This window comes from Caldicellulosiruptor obsidiansis OB47 (genome assembly GCF_000145215.1).
Classification (GTDB): Bacteria; Bacillota; Thermoanaerobacteria; order Caldicellulosiruptorales; family Caldicellulosiruptoraceae; genus Caldicellulosiruptor; species Caldicellulosiruptor obsidiansis.
Genome location: NC_014392.1, coordinates 2,023,363 through 2,042,823 on the forward strand (window position 1 = coordinate 2,023,363; position 19,461 = coordinate 2,042,823).

16 protein-coding genes are annotated in these 19,461 nt (G+C 36.2%); all 16 read right to left on the minus strand.

The genetic code is table 11. From position 1 onward, the window contains the following. Positions 1-5 precede the first annotated feature (5 nt). Positions 6-920 carry an ABC transporter permease gene (locus COB47_RS09385; RefSeq protein ID WP_013291136.1) on the minus strand — a complete coding sequence of 305 codons (915 nt, stop codon included), beginning with the start codon at positions 918-920 and terminating at the stop codon, positions 6-8. A 296-nt stretch (positions 921-1,216) separates the two neighbouring features. Further along, the gene (locus tag COB47_RS09390) at positions 1,217-3,757 is read right to left on the minus strand and encodes a glycosyl hydrolase (protein ID WP_013291137.1); all 2,541 of its coding nucleotides are present in this window, start codon (positions 3,755-3,757) and stop codon (positions 1,217-1,219) included. 170 nt (positions 3,758-3,927) lie between these two features. Next, positions 3,928-4,206, minus strand: coding sequence for a 30S ribosomal protein S18 (gene rpsR, locus COB47_RS09395; protein WP_013291138.1), 279 nt, complete (start codon positions 4,204-4,206; stop codon positions 3,928-3,930). Between the two features lie 36 nt (positions 4,207-4,242). Then, on the minus strand, positions 4,243-4,728 hold the full coding sequence (locus tag COB47_RS09400; protein ID WP_013291139.1) for a single-stranded DNA-binding protein: 486 nt from the start codon (positions 4,726-4,728) through the stop codon (positions 4,243-4,245). 15 nt (positions 4,729-4,743) lie between these two features. Next, positions 4,744-5,034: a 30S ribosomal protein S6 gene (gene rpsF / locus COB47_RS09405; RefSeq protein ID WP_013291140.1), complete on the minus strand. Its 291-nt coding sequence runs from the start codon at positions 5,032-5,034 to the stop codon at positions 4,744-4,746. Between the two features lie 131 nt (positions 5,035-5,165). Next, positions 5,166-6,296 carry an aldo/keto reductase gene (locus COB47_RS09410; RefSeq protein ID WP_013291141.1) on the minus strand — a complete coding sequence of 377 codons (1,131 nt, stop codon included), beginning with the start codon at positions 6,294-6,296 and terminating at the stop codon, positions 5,166-5,168. Between the two features lie 112 nt (positions 6,297-6,408). Further along, positions 6,409-7,476 carry a 3-isopropylmalate dehydrogenase gene (leuB, locus tag COB47_RS09415; protein WP_013291142.1) on the minus strand — a complete coding sequence of 356 codons (1,068 nt, stop codon included), beginning with the start codon at positions 7,474-7,476 and terminating at the stop codon, positions 6,409-6,411. Next, positions 7,469-7,969 (minus strand): 3-isopropylmalate dehydratase small subunit, encoded by a 501-nt coding sequence (leuD, locus tag COB47_RS09420; protein WP_013291143.1) that lies wholly within the window; start codon positions 7,967-7,969, stop codon positions 7,469-7,471. Before leuD ends, leuB begins: the two co-directional genes overlap by 8 nt. Beyond that, complete coding sequence (gene leuC / locus COB47_RS09425) at positions 7,969-9,258, minus strand: 3-isopropylmalate dehydratase large subunit (RefSeq protein WP_013291144.1); 1,290 nt, start codon at positions 9,256-9,258, stop codon at positions 7,969-7,971. The genes leuD and leuC overlap by 1 nt, the downstream gene beginning before the upstream one ends. Positions 9,259-9,414: 156 nt before the next feature. Beyond that, on the minus strand, positions 9,415-9,870 hold the full coding sequence (locus COB47_RS09430) for a chemotaxis protein CheW (RefSeq protein ID WP_013291145.1): 456 nt from the start codon (positions 9,868-9,870) through the stop codon (positions 9,415-9,417). After that, positions 9,867-10,986, minus strand: a protein-coding gene (prfB, locus tag COB47_RS09435) for a peptide chain release factor 2 (protein WP_013291146.1) whose coding sequence is annotated in 2 segments (ribosomal slippage) — positions 9,867-10,910 and positions 10,912-10,986 — 1,119 coding nt in all. Because the reading frame shifts where the segments join, the coding sequence is not laid out codon by codon here. The genes COB47_RS09430 and prfB overlap by 4 nt, the downstream gene beginning before the upstream one ends. A gap of 42 nt (positions 10,987-11,028) precedes the next feature. Beyond that, positions 11,029-13,575, minus strand: a complete 2,547-nt coding sequence (gene secA / locus COB47_RS09440; RefSeq protein ID WP_013291147.1) for a preprotein translocase subunit SecA — start codon at positions 13,573-13,575, stop codon at positions 11,029-11,031. A 157-nt stretch (positions 13,576-13,732) separates the two neighbouring features. Next, a complete protein-coding gene (gene hpf, locus COB47_RS09445) occupies positions 13,733-14,278 on the minus strand; it encodes a ribosome hibernation-promoting factor, HPF/YfiA family (RefSeq protein ID WP_013291148.1) in 546 nt (181 codons plus the stop codon). Between the two features lie 291 nt (positions 14,279-14,569). Continuing rightward, the gene (locus COB47_RS09450) at positions 14,570-15,652 is read right to left on the minus strand and encodes a DUF362 domain-containing protein (protein WP_013291149.1); all 1,083 of its coding nucleotides are present in this window, start codon (positions 15,650-15,652) and stop codon (positions 14,570-14,572) included. A gap of 19 nt (positions 15,653-15,671) precedes the next feature. Continuing rightward, positions 15,672-17,276 carry a DNA polymerase III subunit gamma/tau gene (dnaX, locus tag COB47_RS09455; RefSeq protein WP_013291150.1) on the minus strand — a complete coding sequence of 535 codons (1,605 nt, stop codon included), beginning with the start codon at positions 17,274-17,276 and terminating at the stop codon, positions 15,672-15,674. A 16-nt stretch (positions 17,277-17,292) separates the two neighbouring features. Next, complete coding sequence (gene rnr / locus COB47_RS09460) at positions 17,293-19,443, minus strand: ribonuclease R (protein ID WP_041742527.1); 2,151 nt, start codon at positions 19,441-19,443, stop codon at positions 17,293-17,295. Between the last annotated feature and the right edge of the window lie 18 nt (positions 19,444-19,461).

The window sequence follows — 19,461 nt, forward strand, 5'->3', positions numbered from 1 at the left end:
AATACTTAAAATAACGAAGTCTCAGTAAATTTTTTTGCTAAATAATTAGAAATTTGTATTAAAATCAAACCTACTACTGATTTAAAAAGTCCAACTGCTGTACTATAACTATATGAACCCTGTGTAACGCCTACTTGATAAACATATGTATCAAATACTTCAGCTACTGATCTGTTAAGAGAATTTTTCATTAAAAATATCTGTTCAAAGCCAGTATCAAGAAGATGTCCTAATCGCAAAATGAAAAGTATAATTACCGTACTCATAATTGAAGGAATAGTGATGTACCAAGTCTGCTGCCCCCTTGTTGCCCCATCCACAATAGCAGCTTCATATAAAGTCGGGTCAACATTTGAAAGAGCTGCCAAGAAGATTATTGTTCCCCATCCTGCTTCTTTCCATATACTTTGAATTATTATAAGAGGTCTGAACCATCTCGGATCTGTTAAAAAATCTATTTTTTGACCTGTTAAACTGTATAAAATATTGTTTATTACTCCTGTTTCACTTGAAAGAAAAACAAATGTAATACTTGCTATGACCACCATTGAAACAAAGTGAGGAACATAAACACATGTCTGGACAATTCTCTTATAAACTTGATTTCGCACCTCGTTGATAAGTAAAGCTAAAATAATTGGCACAGGGAAATAGAAAAGTATATTGTAAAATGAAATTAACAGTGTATTTCTAAACAGCATCGGAAAATCAGGGTCGGTGAAAAGTGTTTTAAAATGCTCAAAACCTACCCACGGACTTTTCCAGAACCCTAAAAACGGATTAAAATCTTGAAAGGCAACAACTATACCAAACATCGGAATGTACCTGAAAATGACGAAGTACAGAATACCAGGTAGAGCCAAGATATAAAGCCATTTGTCTTTTTTGAGTCTTTTCCATACAGAAGTGTTAGCTGTCATTAAAACATTCTCTCCCTTCTTTTTTTGGTCCCTTGATAATATTGTTTTTCATCAGATTTCCATTATTTTTATCGGTATTAATATTGAGATTTGAATTTTGTTTTTGGTTTAATTTTATTTTAATACTTTGTTTTTGTTGTGTCAATACCTATTTTTTTATTTTATTTTTGAATAGCTATAAGGACTTTTTAATTTTAAAGTGAGTTAAATATTGCTCAAAGAAAAGATTTAAAAAACAAAATTAGCTTTTACTTTGCCTTTAGAAGAAATGGTTCGCACAGAAATAGCTTTTTAAACTATTCGAAATAAATAATAGCAACCGGAGGTAACAATCCTGATTGAACCATTTCTAGGTCAAATTTTAGAGAAATAGAAAGATAAAAGTTCTTCTCTGCCTCTTTTTTAAATTTTTCCAATTTTTCTTGTGTCCCAAGAAGAGCTGCTGCAGGTGTATTTTGAACTTCTATCACAAGTTCATTCTTACCAATTTTTAATGCCTTTGTTATATCCCATATAAATGGCGAAAAAGCTCTTGCACCAAGATATTTACCATTTAACCATACCTTTGCAGAATACTTTACATTGGGACAGTAGAGGAAAAGATGTTTATTTTTAATAAAGTCATCATGAGAAAATGAAAAGGTTTTTCTATAAACCACATTGCCAGAATAATCACTAAACCCTAAGCTTTGCCAATCTTTTAAATCTGAATACACAATAAAATCTTTATTAAAATGAATTTCCCAGTTATTGTTTAATTCTAAAACTGTTATTGGCAAACTTCCAGGGAGCTTTGTATTTTGAATTCTATCTATATACTCATCACTTGCTATTAAAATCAAAGTTTGATACGGATACATGTAAAGATTAAATTGTGTTTCTTTCCCTTTATTTTGGACATTTGATATTATCAAAAATTTATTCTTTGTTTGATCCCATAAATATAAATTTTTCCTGGTAAATTTTAATATTATATTACCCAAAAATGAAACTGGTGAATCATTGAAAAGGAAAATCAGATAATTTTCTTCAATCTTTTTACAAAGAACTCTAATATTATCACTATTCATAACAACAATATTTTTTTCAATGATTTTTGACATCTCCTCAATACTGTTAAAAATTATACCCATTTCTCCATCCACAAAGTAAAAGAAAGAAGTAAAGGTTTTGTTATAAACAAACATAGGATAGTTTTCAAAGAAAAGAACCTTGCCTCCTTTGCTTGAGAAAAGCTTTAAAAGTCTATACAACTCTTGTGGTAAATATTTTATGGGAGGAATGATAATAACATCATAACTTCTTCTACCTCTTGTGTATATTTTTTGATTTTTTATCTCTAAATATTCTAAAAGAGAATGGTCAAAAAAGTCAAAATCAATTTGATTTTTTAAAAGAGCGTTGCCAACTTCTATTGCCTTTTGAGCAGATATGTTTTCACCTGCCCAAAGATCAGGTGTAGGAAAATAAACTAGAGCTCTGGCACAACTGGTACTTTTATACAAAAGATATGAAACGGTGTTAATATATTTTATCAATTCTGGAAAGAAATAATTTTGTGGATGATTATAAAGATGTTTAAAAATTGAACTCAAAAAAAGATTTATATCCATTGAAAACTGGTAATCAACTACCCATTTGATTTGTTCAACTGAGATACCCTGTCCATAAACAGCAAAACTCTCAGAAAAAGTTTGATTTATATCTTTTATGTGAGAAACTGAAGAAGCATATTTGGGAAATATCTCCTCTTTGTCGTACCATATCTGTCTCCAGATCACATCTATTGCCGGAATATGAACATATTTCATATGTGAAAAGAACTGTCCTTCAGAGTTGATTAATTGCTCTATCATATCTTCATGGTTAAGGTGCACTACAAATTTAAGTCCATTTTCTTCACACCATTTATATATTTGTTTAAAGAAAGTATTCGTAAAAATATTACTCCATACATCCCAGTAATCTGCCTTTATTCTTTTTATTTCTTCGTCTAATTGCTCTTTAAAGAAATATGGTATATACTTTTTAACATCATATCCTTTTTCTTTATAAAATATATCAAATATGTTATCTGTAAAAGGAATCCCAGAAATTGAGTAATCAGGTTCGTCAGCAAAAAATCCAATTATTGTCTTCCCAAATTCTTCTCCCATATAAACTTTGTATTTTTCATATACCTCACTTATGAATAGGTTGACAGCTTCATAGTCAAGATAATCACAAAGCGAATATGTAGTATCTTTAGCACCTGTTGGATGGTGAACATACCTTGTTGGAGATGTCCTGAATGCTGAAGATATTATCTTAATCTGCCAGGTTGTATAATATGGGAGGTATAAAAATCCAGCACTAAATTCAGCCTTTTCAAAAGAAAAGTATTTATTTTGACTCATATCTTTTGCTAAAATTCCAATTGTTCCAGAGTGAGGCTTAACTTCACATAAATTGCTATCAACAATAAATTCTTTCTCCACGACAATAGCTTTCATCCTTTTATGAGGATACTTTTTACTAAAAGTTTCACCCGCAAATCCACTTGGATATGTCCCTTCATCAGCAATCCATACCTTAATTCCTTTTTCTTTACAACAGAGAACTGCATATTTTACTATTTCAAACCAAGCATCTGATAGATATCTTGGTGAAACATTGTGCCCGGCCGCAATCAATACTTGTTTAATACCAAGATTAGAAATGTATTCAAGTTCTTTTATTATTCTATCATTTGTTATTTCGCCTGAAAATATCCACCAGTGAATAATACTACTTTCAGCTGGAGTATCTTCGTTAATAATTTTATCAAAAATAATGCTTAACCTTTTGTCTTTATTCAATTTTTATTTCTCCTTTCATTTTTATGTGATTTTTATTATTTCTATTTAATAAAGATTCTACACAAAATCATTATAAATATCAACAAATATTAAACAACAAAATAATACACAAAAATAAAACCCCCTTCTACAGTAAAAAGTAGAAGGGGGTTTTTACCAATTAAGATCTCTTATTCAACTATAAACGGCAAAAGCGCTAAAATCCTTGCTCTTTTGATTGCTCTTGTGAGCTGTCTTTGATGTCTTGCACAGTTGCCAGTTGTTCTTCTTGGCATAATTTTGCCTCTTTCTGTGAGGAATTTCTTGAGTCTGTTCACATCTTTGTAATCTATCTCATATATTCTCTCCACACAGAATGAACATACTCTCTTTTTCTTTTTCTGCCTTGAACTAACTCTTTCAAATGTTTGAGTAGCTTGAGCTTGCTGCTGATTTTGATTGTTGTTCAAACCTTTCCCCTCCTTTTTCTTAAATTTCCACTTTATCTAAAATGGCAGGTCGTCTTCTATACCCTCATCAACATCATTATTTTTTGATGGAATTTTTACATCCTCTTCAAAAAAGTTCTCAAGTTCACCTTCAATTGTCTCTTCATCTAAGTCAGGCAAAATAATGTCTTCTTTTACCTCTGCTTCGCTGTCCACCGGTACATCCTTAGGTTTTGGTTCTGCAAAGTAAATCTCTTCCGCCACAACCTCGGTGATGTAGTGACGCCTATTTGCCTCATCATCCCACGTGCGAAGCTGCAGCCTTCCTATTACCACAACTTGCCTTCCTTTTTTTAGATAGTTTTTTGAAAACTCGGCAAGCCTGCTCCACGCAACAATGGGAATAAAATCGGCATCCTGGTCATTTTCGCGTTTAAAACGTCTGTTGACAGCAAGCGTGAAGTTTGCAACGGGGGTATTGTTGGCAGTAAGCCTAAACTCTGGGTCGCGCGTAAGGCGACCCATCAAAATAACCTTGTTCAAAAAAGCCGCCCCCTCTTATTTTTCAAGCTTTACAATCAAGAACCTAATAACCCCGTCTGTAATTCTGTAAACCCTCTCAAGCTCGCGTGGGAACTCAGGCTTGCTTATAAATTGCATCAGCACATAATACCCTTCTGCGTGCTTATCAATCTTGTACGCAAGCCTTCTTTTCCCCCACTCCTCAACTGTAAGAAGCTGACCATTGCTTGAGATAAGGTTTTTGAACTTTTCGACAAGAGCTGCCCTTGCCTCATCGTCAAGTGCGGGGCTTATAATAAATACTGTTTCATACTTTCTCTCAACCACAGTTTTCACCTCCCTTGTAGACTTAAAGGCCCCCAACATCTATTTTGGGAGCAAGGGAAGAAAGAATTTTTATCTTCCCACAACATGCAGTATTTTATCATAAAATTAGCTTCAAAGTAAATAATCAATTTTTATTTTGAAAAATAAGCTGCAACCTCTTTTAAAAGATTCCTAATTGGAAGATTTTGTGGACATTTTGCCTCACATACCCCACATTCTATACAATTTTCAGCTCTCTCTTTTTCCTTCTTTAAATAGTCATTTCTCATCTCTTCGAACATGTTATACATGCTTGCATGATTGTAAATGCTAAAATTCCATGGAATATCAATGCCCTGTGGACATGGCATACAATACTTGCATTCAGTACAGTTGACTTTCCTCAGTTCATTGTACTTTTGGGCAACCTTTTCTACAAGCTCAAGTTCTTCAGCTGTAAGATGCCCTATATCATATTTGCTTGCATATTCGATATTTTGCTTTACCTGTTCCAATGTACTCATACCACTTAACACTACCGAAACTTCTTTTTGGTTCCAAAGCCACGCCAAAGCCCACTCAACAGGTGTTCTTTTGGCAGTTGCCTCATCCCAAAGTTTTTTAATCTCCTGAGGTGGCTCTTTTGCCAGTCTTCCACCCAAAAGCGGCTCCATGATGACAACTGCTAAACCTTTTGAGGCAGCATACTTTAAACCCTCTTCTCCTGCTTGATAGTTCCTGTTTAGAATATTATACTGTATCTGGCAAAATGTCCAGTTATAGCTATCCACTATTTCTTTGAATGTGTTCAAATCATCATGGAACGAAAATCCTATATATTTTATTTTGCCTTCATTGAGAACTTTTTCAACCCATTTAAAAATGTTTATCTCTTTTAGCTTTTTCCAGTGGTCTTTATTGAGCGCATGTAAAAGATAAAAGTCAATATAGTTTGTATCAAGTCTTTTTAGTTGCTCGTCTAAAATCCTCTCAGCATCGTCAAAATTATTTACCTGCCAGACAGGAAGTTTTGTTGCAATCTTAACCTTTTCTCTATATCCCCCTTTCAAAGCTTTACCAACTAAAACCTCGCTGTTACCGCCATGGTACACATACGCTGTGTCAATGTAATTGATTCCATTGTCAATTGCAAAATGAAGCATTTCAATTGCCTTTTCTTCGTCAATCTTCGAATAGTCACCATCCAAGATTGGTAACCTCATTGCACCAAATCCAAGAGCAGATACCATAAAGTCTGTTTTCCCAAAGGGTCTGTATTTCATTTCAAAAACCCCTCCAGTGTATGGTTTATTTAAAAATGTGTTATGTTTATATTTTACCTTACTTTAAAAAGATTATAAACACAAAAAAGCTGCAGAAAATTCTCTGCAGCTTTTAGATATTTTCACAAATAATTTTTCCCATCTGCTTTGTTCCAACAAGTTTGCAATTTTCTGTATAGATATCTCTTGTTCTATATCCCTCTTTGAGAGCAATCTTGACAGCATTTTCTATAGCCTTTGCAGCATCTTCCATATCAAAGCTGTAGCGAAGCATCATTGCAGCAGACAAAATTGTTGCAACAGGATTTGCCAAATCCTGTCCTGCAATGTCAGGTGCTGTGCCGTGAATTGGCTCGTAAAGTCCTATACTTCCTTCACCAAGTGAAGCTGAGGCAAGCATACCAATCGACCCTACTATCATTGATGCCTCATCAGACAAAATGTCACCGAACATGTTGGAAGTAAGTATAACATCAAACTGTGATGGGTCTTTTACAAGCTGCATTGACGCATTGTCAACATACATGTGGTTTAGCTCAACATCTGGATAATCTTTTGCAATCCTGCTTACAACCTCACGCCACAGCCTTGAAGATTCTAAGATATTTGCTTTGTCAACCGAAGTTACCTTTTTTCTCCTCTTTTTTGCAGCCTCAAATGCAACTTTTGCTATCCTTTCTATTTCACTTACTGAATAAATCTCTGTATCATACGCAACCTCTTCACCATTTCTTATTTCTCTTCCCTTTGGACCAAAATACATACCACCAATAAGTTCTCTTACAACCAAGATATCAATGCCTTTAGATACAATTTCTCTTCTAAGAGGAGATGAATCTTTTAATTCATCGTATAGCACAGCAGGTCGAAGGTTTGCATAAACTTTTAGTCCACCTCTTAACTTCAAAAGAGCCTGTTCGGGTCTTAAATTACCTGGGAGATTATCCCATTTTGGTCCTCCCACAGCACCCAAAAGTGTTGCTTCACATTTTTTAACCAGTTCCAAATCTTCATCTCTAATTGGTACACCATATTTGTCAATTGCGCATCCGCCAGCGTCAATGAAGATATAATCAAATTTTATTCCAAATTTTGAAGATACTTTATCAAGAACAAGAAGTGCTTGCTCAATCACCTCAGGACCTATTCCATCACCAGGAATTACAGCTATCCTATGCATTTTTTTTCAACTCTCCTTTTACAAACTCTATTAGTCCGCCTGCCTTCATTATATTTTGCATAAACTCTGGAAACGGTTTTGCCTTGAACTCTTTATTTTTTGTAATATTTTTTATAACTCCATTTACAAGGTCAATTTCAACCTCATCGCCAGCTTCTATTCCATTCACAGCTTCTTCGCATTCAACAATAGGAAGACCAATGTTTATAGCATTTCTGTAAAATATTCTCGCAAACGACTTAGCAATCACACACGAAACTCCGCATGCCTTTATAGCAATTGGTGCATGCTCTCTTGACGAACCGCAACCAAAGTTCTTCCCTGCAACCAAAATGTCACCTTTTTGAACCTTGTTCACAAACTCTTTGTCTAAATCCTCCAAACAATGTTTTGCAAGTTCAGCCGGGTCAGATGTATTAAGATATCTTGCAGGGATTATAACATCTGTATCAATATTATCATAATACTTGTGAGCTTTTCCTTTGAAAATCATCACTCTTCATCTCCCTTCATACCAAGCTCTTCTGGTGACCCGATATAGCCTAAAACTGCTGATGCTGCAGCAATTGCAGGTGATGACAGATAAACTTCACTATTTGGATGACCCATTCTGCCAACAAAGTTTCTATTTGTTGTAGCAAGAGCTTTCTCACCATCTGCCAAAATTCCCATATGTCCTCCAAGACATGGACCGCATGTTGGTGTCGATACAACACATCCAGCGTCGATGAATATTTCAATGAGCCCCTCTTTTAATGCTTGCTTGTATATATTCTGTGTTGCAGGGAATATAATACATCTGAGACCTTTTTTAACCTTTCTACCTTTTAGTATCTTTGCTGCAATCCTCAAATCTTCAATTCTACCATTTGTGCAAGAGCCAATTACCACCTGGTCAATATAAATCCTTTCTGTTATCTCATCAATTGTCTTTGTGTTTTCTGGAAGGTGCGGGAAGGCTACTGTAGGTCTTACTTTTGAAATATCTATCTCAAATACCTGTGAATACTCTGCATCCTCGTCTGCCTTAAAGATTTTATAAGGCTTTGTTGAATGTTGTTTTACATATTCAATTGTCTTCTCATCAACCTCAAATATACCATTCTTTGCGCCTGCTTCAATTGCCATATTAGCAATGGTAAACCTGTCATCCATCGAAAGTGATTTCAATCCCTCTCCTGTGTATTCCATAGATTTGTAAAGTGCTCCATCAACACCTATCATACCAATAATGTGAAGTATGATATCCTTTCCAGATGTCCAGCCAGTTTTCTTGCCGTAGAGAACAAATTTTATAGCTTCTGGTACTTTAAACCAGCACTTACCTGTTGCCATTGCACATGCCATGTCAGTTGAACCTATTCCTGTTGAGAAGCTGCCAAGAGCACCATATGTGCAAGTATGAGAGTCTGCACCAATTACCAAATCACCCGGCACAACAAGACCTTTTTCAGGTAAAAGCGCATGTTCAATGCCCATCTCACCAACTTCAAAGTAGTTTGTAATATCATACTTTTTAGCAAACTCGCGAACCATCTTGCATTGTTGAGCAGACTTTATGTCTTTGTTTGGAGTAAAATGGTCGGGCACAATTGCAATCTTATCTTTATCAAAAACCTTATCAACTCCTATTTTTTCAAACTCTTTTATTGCAACAGGTGTTGTAACGTCATTCCCCAAAACAAGGTCAACATTTGCAAAAATCAAATCTCCTGGCTCAACATATTCTTTTCCTGCATGGTAAGCTAAAATCTTTTGTGACATTGTCATAGGTTTTGCCATTTTACTTTTCACCTCATCAATATTTTTGAAAATAATTTTAGTATACCTGTATACACTTTTCAATTAACTCTTTTTCTAACTGAAAAAATTTTTATAATGTTTTTTGCAAAAGAAAAAGGGCTAAAATTAACATTTAAAGCCCTTAAAAAATTGAAGCTATTGATTATTCTCTGCAAGCATGTCAGATATTTCATTTTCTTCTTCTACTGTGAGCACGTTTTTAAGGTCAAGAATAATAATCATATCATCGCCCACCCGAGCAACTGAATCAATAAACTTTCTCTTGATTCCTCTGATATTCTCATTTGCCTTTTCAATCTTGTCATTTTCAATCTTGAGTATCTCAGATACATCATCCACCAAAAAACCAACAGGAAATTTAGAAAGCTCAACAATCATGATTTTTTGAGTTTCCGACTTTGACTCAATCTCAAGCCGTTTTGCAAGGTTGTAAACAGGGACAGACGTTCCTCTTACATCAATTATTCCTTCAACATACTGGGGCATAGCTGGTACTTTTACAATCTTGCTTGGCTTTATAATCTCAACAATCTCAAGTATGTCAACCCCAAAGCTGAATTCGCCCACATTGAAAATGACATACTGTTTCATGCAACTTCCTCCTCATTTCTAAACTTTTTCAAATACGCATTTATGAAGACATCTATCTCACCGTCCATTACTGCCTCAACATTTCCTACTTCTGCTTCTGTCCTGTGGTCTTTTACCAGTGTATACGGGCAAAATACATAAGACCGTATCTGGTTCCCCCATCCAATATCTGTCTGCTCACCCTTGAGTTTTTGAATCTTCTCTCTTCTTTCCTTTTCTTTGAGCTCTAACAGTTTTGCTTTTAAGATCTTAAGTGCAATTTCTCTGTTCTTGTGCTGGGACCTTTCATTCTGGCATGTAACAACAATACCAGTTGGAATATGCTTTATTCTAACAGCCGACTCTGTCTTGTTAACATGCTGGCCACCTGCCCCAGATGCTCTGAAGGTGTCTATCTCAAGGTCCTCTTCCTTTATCTCAATGTCTGTGTCATCTTCAACCTCGGGCAGAACTTCAACCGCTGCAAATGAAGTATGTCTTCTTCCTGCTGCATCAAATGGAGAAATCCTCACAAGTCTGTGAACACCTTTTTCTGCTTTCAGATACCCATAAGCATTTTCACCAACTATACGAATTGTAACATTCTTTATACCTGCCTCTTCGCCGGGCAAAATGTCCAGAGTTTCAACCTTGTACCCCTTTTTTGCTGCCCAGCGCGTATACATTCTTAAAAGCATCTCTGCCCAGTCCTGAGCTTCTGTTCCACCTGCACCAGCATGAATTGAAAGTATTGCATTGTTTTTGTCATAAGGACCGTTCAAAAGGACCTCTATCTTGAAATCCTCTATTTTCTTCTCAAGGTCCAAAAGCTCTTTTTCAAGCTCTTCTGCCATTTCATGATTTCCTTCTTCTATGCTCAGCTCTGTCAGAACTTTCAAATCTTCCCACTGTGAACATAACTTTTGGAATCTTTCTATCTTGTCCTTTAGCCTCTTTATTTTCTGCAAAACTTTTTGAGAGTTCTCTAAATCCTGCCAGAAATCAGGATTTGAAGTCTCACTCTCCAACCATTTTAGTTCACTTTGCAGCCTGTCGATGTCAAAGAGAAACCCTCATTTCCTTGAGGTCTTCTTCTGCTTTTTCAAGTCTTTGCAAAATCTCTTCAAGCATCAGCATCTTCTAAAACCACCCTTTCCAAAAAATGATAAGGTTAAAAAATCAAACTGCACCGCAACATTTTTTGTATTTTTTGCCGCTGCCACAAGGACACGGGTCGTTTCTTCCAACTTTTTGTGTTTTTACAACAGGTTTTCTCACAGGTGTATCTGATGGAGCATTTTCATACATCTCTTTTGCTACTCTTTCTCTCTGTGGCATGTTCTCAACATTTGCATGAAGTATAATCTTTATTGTATCTTCTTGTATTCTCTTTATCATTTCATCAAACATCTCAAACGCTTCGAACCTGAACTCAACTACTGGGTCTTTTTGACCAATCGCGCGAAGAGATATGCCTTCTCTCAGCTGTTCTACTGCATCTATGTGTTCCATCCAGTGCATGTCAACAACTCGCAAAAGCACAACCCTTTCAAGCTCGCGCATAAGCTCGCCAACTTCTTGTTCTTTCTTCTCATATTTTTCTTTTGCAATTGAGATGAGCTTTTCTTTTAGCTCCTGTTTTGTCATATTTTTTGCATCCTGCTCAGAAAGTTCACTATCCAAGAATATAAACTTCAAATCCTGCAAAAGACCTTTTATATCCCAGTCTTCAGGATGAGGACTTTCACCTGTGTACACCTTTATCTTGTAGTCAACAAGCTCATCTATCATGCCAAGGATAGAATCTCTCAAGTTTTCGCCTTCTAAAACCTTGCGCCTTTGTGAGTAAATTATTTCTCTTTGCTTGTTCAAAACATCGTCAAACTGCAAAAGGTGTTTGCGTATTTCAAAGTTTCGCGCTTCAACCCTCTTTTGTGCCTTTTCAATGGCATCAGACAAGAGCTTGTGTTCAATTGGCTGGTCATCAGGAAGTCCCAGCGACTCAACAAGATTTTTGATCCTCTCAGACCCAAAAAGCCTCATTAAATCGTCCTCAAGCGACACATAAAATCTTGATTCACCCGGGTCACCCTGACGACCGGCTCTTCCTCGAAGCTGGTTGTCTATTCGCCTGCTCTCATGCCTCTCTGTACCAATTACTTTCAGTCCGCCAAGCTCAGCAACACCCTCGCCTAAAACAATGTCTGTTCCACGGCCAGCCATGTTAGTTGCTATTGTAACAGCACCTTTTTGACCAGCCTTTGCAATTATCATAGCCTCTTTTTCGTGGTGTTTTGCGTTTAAAACCTCATGTTTTATGCCATGTTTTTTGAGCATCTCGCTCAGCATCTCAGACTTCTCAATTGACACTGTGCCAACCAAAACAGGCTGCCCTTTTTTGTGAGTTTCAACAATTTCCTGAACAATTGCATCAAACTTGGCTTTTTCTGTCTTGTAAACCTTATCCGGGTGATCAATTCTAATCATTGGCTTGTGTGTAGGAATTTCTATGACATCAAGCTTGTAGATCTCTCTGAACTCCTGCTCTTCAGTTTTTGCAGTACCTGTCATACCAGCAAGTTTTTTGTACAATCTGAAATAGTTCTGAAAAGTTATTGTTGCCAGAGTTTTGCTTTCTCTCTCAATTCTTACGCCCTCTTTTGCCTCTATTGCCTGATGAAGTCCTTCTGAAAACCTTCGCCCGTACATAAGTCTCCCAGTAAACTCATCAACAATTATTACCTGCCCATCTTTTACAACATAGTCTCTATCTCTTTTCATAAGAGCGTGAGCTTTAAGTGCCTGAATAATGTGATGATGAAGTGTTGCGTTTTCCGGGTCTGCTAAGTTACCTACACCAAAATATTTCTCAGCTTTCTTGATACCCTCTTCTGTGAGCGAAACTGTGTGTCTTTTCTCGTTTACTATATAGTCATAGCCAGTTGTATCTGGCATCTGCTTGTCATCATCACTGTTATAATAAAGAGGTTTTAGTCTTCTTACAAAATTGTCTGCTCTTTTGTAAAGGTCTGTTGATTTCTCAGCAGGACCTGAGATAATAAGAGGCGTTCTTGCCTCATCAATCAAGATTGAGTCAACCTCATCTATTATTGCATAGTTCAGCTCTCTTTGTACAAGCTCTTCTTTGTAAATTGCCATGTTATCGCGCAAGTAGTCAAAACCAAACTCATTGTTTGTCCCATAGGTAATATCACAGTGATAAGCCTTTTTCCTCTCTTCATGTGTCAATCCATGTACTATAACACCAACAGAAAGTCCCAGAAAATTGTAAATAGGTCCCATCCACTCAGCATCTCTTCTGGCAAGATAATCGTTGACCGTTACTATATGAACACCCTTGCCCTCCAAAGCGTTCAAGTACGCAGGCAGAGTTGCCACAAGGGTCTTACCTTCACCAGTTTTCATCTCTGCAATCCTACCTTGATGCAAAACCACACCACCAATTAACTGAACTCTGAAATGACGCATTTTCAAAGTTCTCCATGCAGCTTCTCGAACAGCAGCAAATGCTTCTGGCAGGATATCGTCTAATGTTTCTCCATTTTGTAACCTCTGTTTAAATATATCTGTCTTTTGTCTCAGTTCTGCATCTGTTAATTTTTCATATTCAGGTGCAAGTGATTCTATCTTGTCAATTATCGGCAAGATCTTCTTAATTTCTCTTTCACTGTAACTACCTATAAGTTTTTCGATTATCTTTAACATTGTTCCACCCTCGATTTTTTTGATAATTTTTTAGACATTTCAAATAAATATTTTATCATTTCTCAAGACTATATTCAAACAAAAATCCGCTCAAGGCATTTTTATAAACCTTGAGCGGGGGCAGTGATTCTCTTGTTCTTCTTTTGTGAAAAACTTTTTAATATTCAGGTTCAATTATACCATACGCACCGTCTTTTCTTTTATAAACCACATTCACCTTATCTGTGTCTTGATTCAAAAATACAAAGAAGTTATGACCAAGTAAATTCATTTGCAATATAGCCTCTTCAACACTCATGGGTTTTATTGGAAACTTCTTTGTCTTGGCAATAACAAACTCTCCATTTTCTTCTGACTCTTCCTTTTCAGGCTCTTCAGGAGCATATGTCATGTATCGCAAAGACTCTACATCTTTTTCCTTTTTTGCTATCTTTGTTTTGAACTTTCTAATTTGCCTTTCCAAGGTGTCAACAACCAAATCTATTGCGCTGTACATATCGTTGCTTCTCTCTTCAGCTCTCAATATCATTCCATGAAATGGTATTGTCACTTCAATGATATGCGAAATTTTTTCCACACTCAAAGTTACATGAACATCTGTATCAAGTTTTATATACCTCTCAAGCTTTGAAAGTTTTTTTTCTATCCTATCTTTTAGTGCATCTGTTACTTCAATGTTTTTACCACTGATGATAAAGTTCATCATATCAATCATCCTTTCTATGTAGAAGGTTTTGTTTTGATATTATATATATACCACCAAATTCGACTTATTTACACAAAAATTTTTTCCACAGAATTATTCACAATTCACAACAGACAAATATTCATTCTGTTAAAAATTGAGCTGTGGATAATGTGGATAACTTTGTGGATATCTCATTTGTCAAGCCACTGTGGTTGTTGAAAATTTAATCACTATCCCATCAAACTTTATAAAAAAAGGCACACACATCTTCTATAAATGTATGTGCCCTGAGGAATAAATATTTTCCTATAAATTCTGTTTTAAAAACTCAACAATTTCATTAGACTTTGGAGGACAGCCATATTTGCATACTTTAAAATCTTTTGTGCAGCTCCCAATTCCAATTCCATCCATAGATTTGCCTTTATAACCCTGACCTATATAAAGTTTTTTGTTAAGTCTTTTTAAAAATCCCTGTTCATCTAACCTCATAAGCGCGCTTATAAGATTTGCATAGCAAACCGAACAAGCATCTTTTTCTTCAATATATTTTGCATATCTTGAAACAATAGATGACCTTTTTGAAAATTCTTTTGGTTTGCTTTCGGGATTTATTTCTATAAGATTATATTCTCCTGCTTTCCCAATACCTAATTTTTCTGCTAAGCGTATGTATTCAATATCATATGGATTATATCCTAAATGCTCGGCAGCAAAACTGTCAATGAGAACCGGGTCAAAACCAAGGGCTATAAAATCCTTTTCAACAGGATTCCCTCCCTCTTCAAAATCAGGGTCCGGCATAATACTGTCTACAACAACAAGATGTGTTTTTATTGCTTTGTTCAAGTAAGCAATTGGTTTGTGAAGACCAAGGGTATGAAATCTCCTTTTTTCACTATCTGGAATCAAGCCCTTTAAATTTTTGAGTGCACATGTAAGTTGTGTCTGGCAGTGCCCTTTCAAAAGCGGAACGTTTATTAAAAAGTCATATTCATAAACCTTGCTACAAATGTTTATATCATACCCACCTACTTTTACCTTAACTGGTTTATCATCCTTTGTATCAACCAGCTTTATACCATACCTTCTTGCAATATCATTATAACCACAAACTTCAAACGCCCTTTTTGTGGAATCACCAAGCCATGAACCTTCTAAAATTCCAATTTGATCATATCCGTTTTCTTTTAAATATTCTATAATTCCTTCAACAATGTGCGGATTTGTGGTTGCTCCCGATGTATAAGGCTTTGCAACAACTAAGTTGGGTTTTATAGCAATTTTACTCCCCGCTGGAATATACCTCTTTACATCTGCATATTCAAGAAGTTGTTTTGTCATAGATTTAGCATTTTTACCGTAGATAACGTAAATATTGTTGTTCATATTTATTACATTTCTCCTTTCACTCTTTTACAGTAATCTCTGTATCAGGAAACATATCCTTGAGCTTGTTTATTATCTCTTTTTCTGACACAGCATTTTCTTGTACAGGTTTTTGGTTTTCAACTTCAATAAATATCTCACCATCATATTCTATAATTCTCTTTAAAACCGATTTAAAATAATCTAAATTTCTGCTTAAAACCTCTGCAAACACACTATCTTCCTGCTTGAAACATACCTTCACACCATTTTCAAACTTCAGGCTGGCACTTTGAAGAACATGTGAAAGTCCCGGCTTTTCCTCCTTGACAGCCTCTTTTATTTCCTCCCATCTGCTCAAAATCTCAGACCATGAAAAAGATGCATTGGTATCTACACCTTCTGCGCTTTTGTCAGCTATATGCGGGGTCTTTTGCTCTTGTTTTGTGGATTGAGCCTTGTCAAGTTTCATGGCATCAAAAGCTTTGGGATTTTCGGCAAGCTGTGATAGCTTTGTCTCAAGTTTTCGCACTCTCTCAAGGAGTGTTTCAAATGAGGTGTCAAACTGGCTATCGCAAAGCTTTATTGTGTTTATTTCAAGCAAGACCTTTGGAAACCTTGTCCAGCGTATCTGGTTGGCAGTGTCAATAAGCATCTTTATGCTCGACACAAGCCTGTTTGAGTCAACAAGGTTTGAGATGTTTATGACAAAAGCTTTATCATCCTCAAGCATGTCAATTAGAACTTCTTTTGCACCAAGTCGTAAAATCAGTGCACTTCTCAAAAGTTTCACAGCCTCTTCTAAAAAGGTATTTACATCCATCCCTTCATCCCAGAGCCTGTTTACAACTTTAAGTCCTTTGTTTGAATCGTTTTCTACAACAGCAGCAATAAAATCTTTTACTATCTCAGTTGAAGTAACACCTAAAAGGTTTGCAACAAACTTGTAGGTTATATGTTCATCAGATGTATTTATGCATCTTTCTAATATGGTCAAAGCATCCCTCAGAGCTCCTTCTGCCTTTTGCGAAATCAAATAGAGGGCATTATCGTCAATTGAAATATTTTCCATCTGAACAATCTTTTTGAGTCTTTCATATATGTCCTTTACAGAAATCCTTTTAAAATCAAACCTCTGACACCTGGATAAAATGGTTGCAGGCACTTTCTGGATATCTGTGGTTGCAAGAATAAAAAGTGCATGGGAGGGGGGCTCTTCAATGGTTTTTAAAAGCGCGTTGAAAGCCCCTGTTGAGAGCATGTGAACCTCGTCTATTATATACACTTTCTTTTTGCACATAGAAGGCGGGTACCTAACTTCGTCCCTGATTTGCCTCACGTCATTGACACTGGTGTTTGATGCAGCGTCAATCTCCAAAACGTCAAGTGTCTTTTCGTCTAAGATGCTCCTGCAAACCTCACATTCGTTGCATGGATTTCCATCCTTGGGATTCAAACAGTTCACAGCTCTTGACATTATCTTTGCGGTTGTTGTCTTGCCAGTTCCTCTCGGACCGCAAAAGATGTATGCGTGTGCTACTTTGTCCTGTTTTATCTGGTTTTTTAACGTTTTGGTTATATGATCCTGAGCAACAACATCTTCAAACACTTTGGGCCTGTATTTCCTATAAAGTGCTATGTGCATGCGCATCACCCTTTTTCTACATTTTGAGTTTTTCCACAACAGCAAACTCTATTTGTCTTAGCGGCACATTAGCGTCAATGAGCATTACTTTTACCCTGTCACCTATCTTATACACCTTTTTTGACTTTTCGCCTATAAGCTGATAAGTCTTTTCATTGAAGACATAATAATCATCCTCTAATGAGCTGACTCTTACTAAGCCTTCAATTGTATTCTCAAGCTCAACAAAAAATCCAAAAGGTGTAACGTTTGAAATAATACCTTCGAATACCTGACCAATTTTATCCTGCATAAACTCTACTTTCTTAAGATCAACCGTCTCACGTTCTGCCTCTTCTGCAACTCTTTCTCTCTGTGATGTCCATTTTGCAATCTCTGGCATTTTAAGTTTCAGTCTCTGAGCTTTCTTCTCTGTCATTTTGCCTTTCAAAACATCTTTCATAATCCTGTGGATTACAAGGTCAGGATACCTTCTTATTGGAGAGGTAAAATGACAATAGTATTCTGTCGAAAGACCAAAGTGACCAAGGTTTTCTTCACAGTACCTTGCTTTCTTAAGAGACCTCAAACACAGCGTATGAATAACCCTTTCTTCTGGCGTGCCACGGCTTTGCTCTAAAACCGCCTGCAAAGCTTTGGGATGTACCTTGTTCGAAATACCTTTTAGAACATACCCCATGTTGTATATAAATTCTGCAAACTGGTAAATCTTTTCAATATCAGGCTCTTCATGAACCCTGTACAAAAACGGAACATTTAGCCAGTAGAAATGATTTGCAACTGTCTCGTTGCAAATTAGCATAAACTCTTCAATTATTTTATTAGAGATTGTAAGCTCATATCGGATAACGTCTATGGGTTTGCCGTTTTTGTCAAGTATGACTTTTGTCTCGTCAAAATCAAAGTCCAAAGCTCCTCTTTTCATTCTCTTTTCTCGCAAAATTAAAGCAAGCTCGCGCATTAGCTCTAAGTCTTCTCTTATATGTTCATACCTTTTCAAAAGCTCTTTGTCCTCTTCTTTGAGAATCTTTGTCACATTTGTATACGTCATTCTCTCTTTGCTTCTGATCACACTTTCAAAGATGTCATGCTTCACAACATTTCCCTGCTTGTCAATCTCCATAAGAACAGAAAATGTCAACCTGTCAACGTTTGGGTTGAGTGAACAGATGCCATTTGAAAGCTTAAACGGAAGCATTGGGATGACTCTGTCAACAAGATACACAGACGTTCCGCGCCTGTAAGCTTCCTTGTCAAGATGGGTGTTTGGCTTTACATAGTGGCTAACATCTGCAATATGAACACCTAAAAGATAGTTCCCGTTTGGAAGTTTTTTGATAGACACTGCATCGTCAAAGTCTTTTGCATCCTCACCATCGATTGTAAAGATTGTCCAGTTGCGCAGGTCAACTCTTCCTTCTAAATCCTCTTGTGTAACCTCGTCTGGAATATTCTCAATTTCTTTTAAAACTTCTTTTGGAAACTCTTCATCAAGCTCATATTTTTTGATTATTGAAAGAATATCAACGCCTTTAGCATTCTCATATCCTAAAATTTCAACAATTTTTCCCTCTGGATTTCTTCTTTTTTCAGGATATCTTGTAATTTCAACAACAACCTTTTGTCCTGTCTTTGCTTTGTTTTTTCCACTTTTAGGAATATATATATCATAAATTATCCTCTGGTCGTCCGGAATTACAAATCCAAAATTTCTGCTATCCTCATATCTTCCAACAACTTTTGTAATACCTCGTTGCAATATTCTTTCAACATATCCCTCAATTTTCTTACCTTCAACAGGAACAGCAGAAAGCGCTTTGACAAGTACCCTGTCGCCATGCATAGCACCATTCATATTCTCAGCCGAAACATATATATCAGGAATATTGGGATTATCCGGTATCAAAAAACCATAGCCCCGCGGATTTACCTCAAGAGTGCCTGCAAAGAGATTCATCTCTTCAGCAAGACCAAATCTACCTCGTTTTGTCTTTACAATTTTGCCCTCCTGTTCAAGTTCATCTAATATTCTTTTGAGAGTTTTTTCACCCTTTTCGTCCCAATTTAATACTTCCACTATCTCTGAAAACGTCATGGGATGATAACTTTCTTCTTGAAACAGAGCTAAAACCTCTTGTTTTTTCTCTTCAATCCTTGCCTTTTTCACAGAAGTATCACATCCTTT

Excerpts from the sequence above, each read along its gene's own strand:
- COB47_RS09385 (WP_013291136.1), bottom strand. The coding sequence starts at position 920 with ATGACAGCTAACACTTCTGTATGGAAAAGACTCAAAAAAGACAAATGG.
- COB47_RS09410 (WP_013291141.1), bottom strand. The coding sequence starts at position 6,296 with ATGAAATACAGACCCTTTGGGAAAACAGACTTTATGGTATCTGCTCTT.
- leuB (WP_013291142.1), bottom strand. The coding sequence starts at position 7,476 with ATGCATAGGATAGCTGTAATTCCTGGTGATGGAATAGGTCCTGAGGTG.
- leuD (WP_013291143.1), bottom strand. The coding sequence starts at position 7,969 with ATGATTTTCAAAGGAAAAGCTCACAAGTATTATGATAATATTGATACA.
- leuC (WP_013291144.1), bottom strand. The coding sequence starts at position 9,258 with ATGGCAAAACCTATGACAATGTCACAAAAGATTTTAGCTTACCATGCA.
- COB47_RS09430 (WP_013291145.1), bottom strand. The coding sequence starts at position 9,870 with ATGAAACAGTATGTCATTTTCAATGTGGGCGAATTCAGCTTTGGGGTT.
- secA (WP_013291147.1), bottom strand. The coding sequence starts at position 13,575 with ATGTTAAAGATAATCGAAAAACTTATAGGTAGTTACAGTGAAAGAGAA.
- hpf (WP_013291148.1), bottom strand. The coding sequence starts at position 14,278 with ATGAACTTTATCATCAGTGGTAAAAACATTGAAGTAACAGATGCACTA.
- COB47_RS09450 (WP_013291149.1), bottom strand. The coding sequence starts at position 15,652 with ATGAACAACAATATTTACGTTATCTACGGTAAAAATGCTAAATCTATG.
- dnaX (WP_013291150.1), bottom strand. The coding sequence starts at position 17,276 with ATGCACATAGCACTTTATAGGAAATACAGGCCCAAAGTGTTTGAAGAT.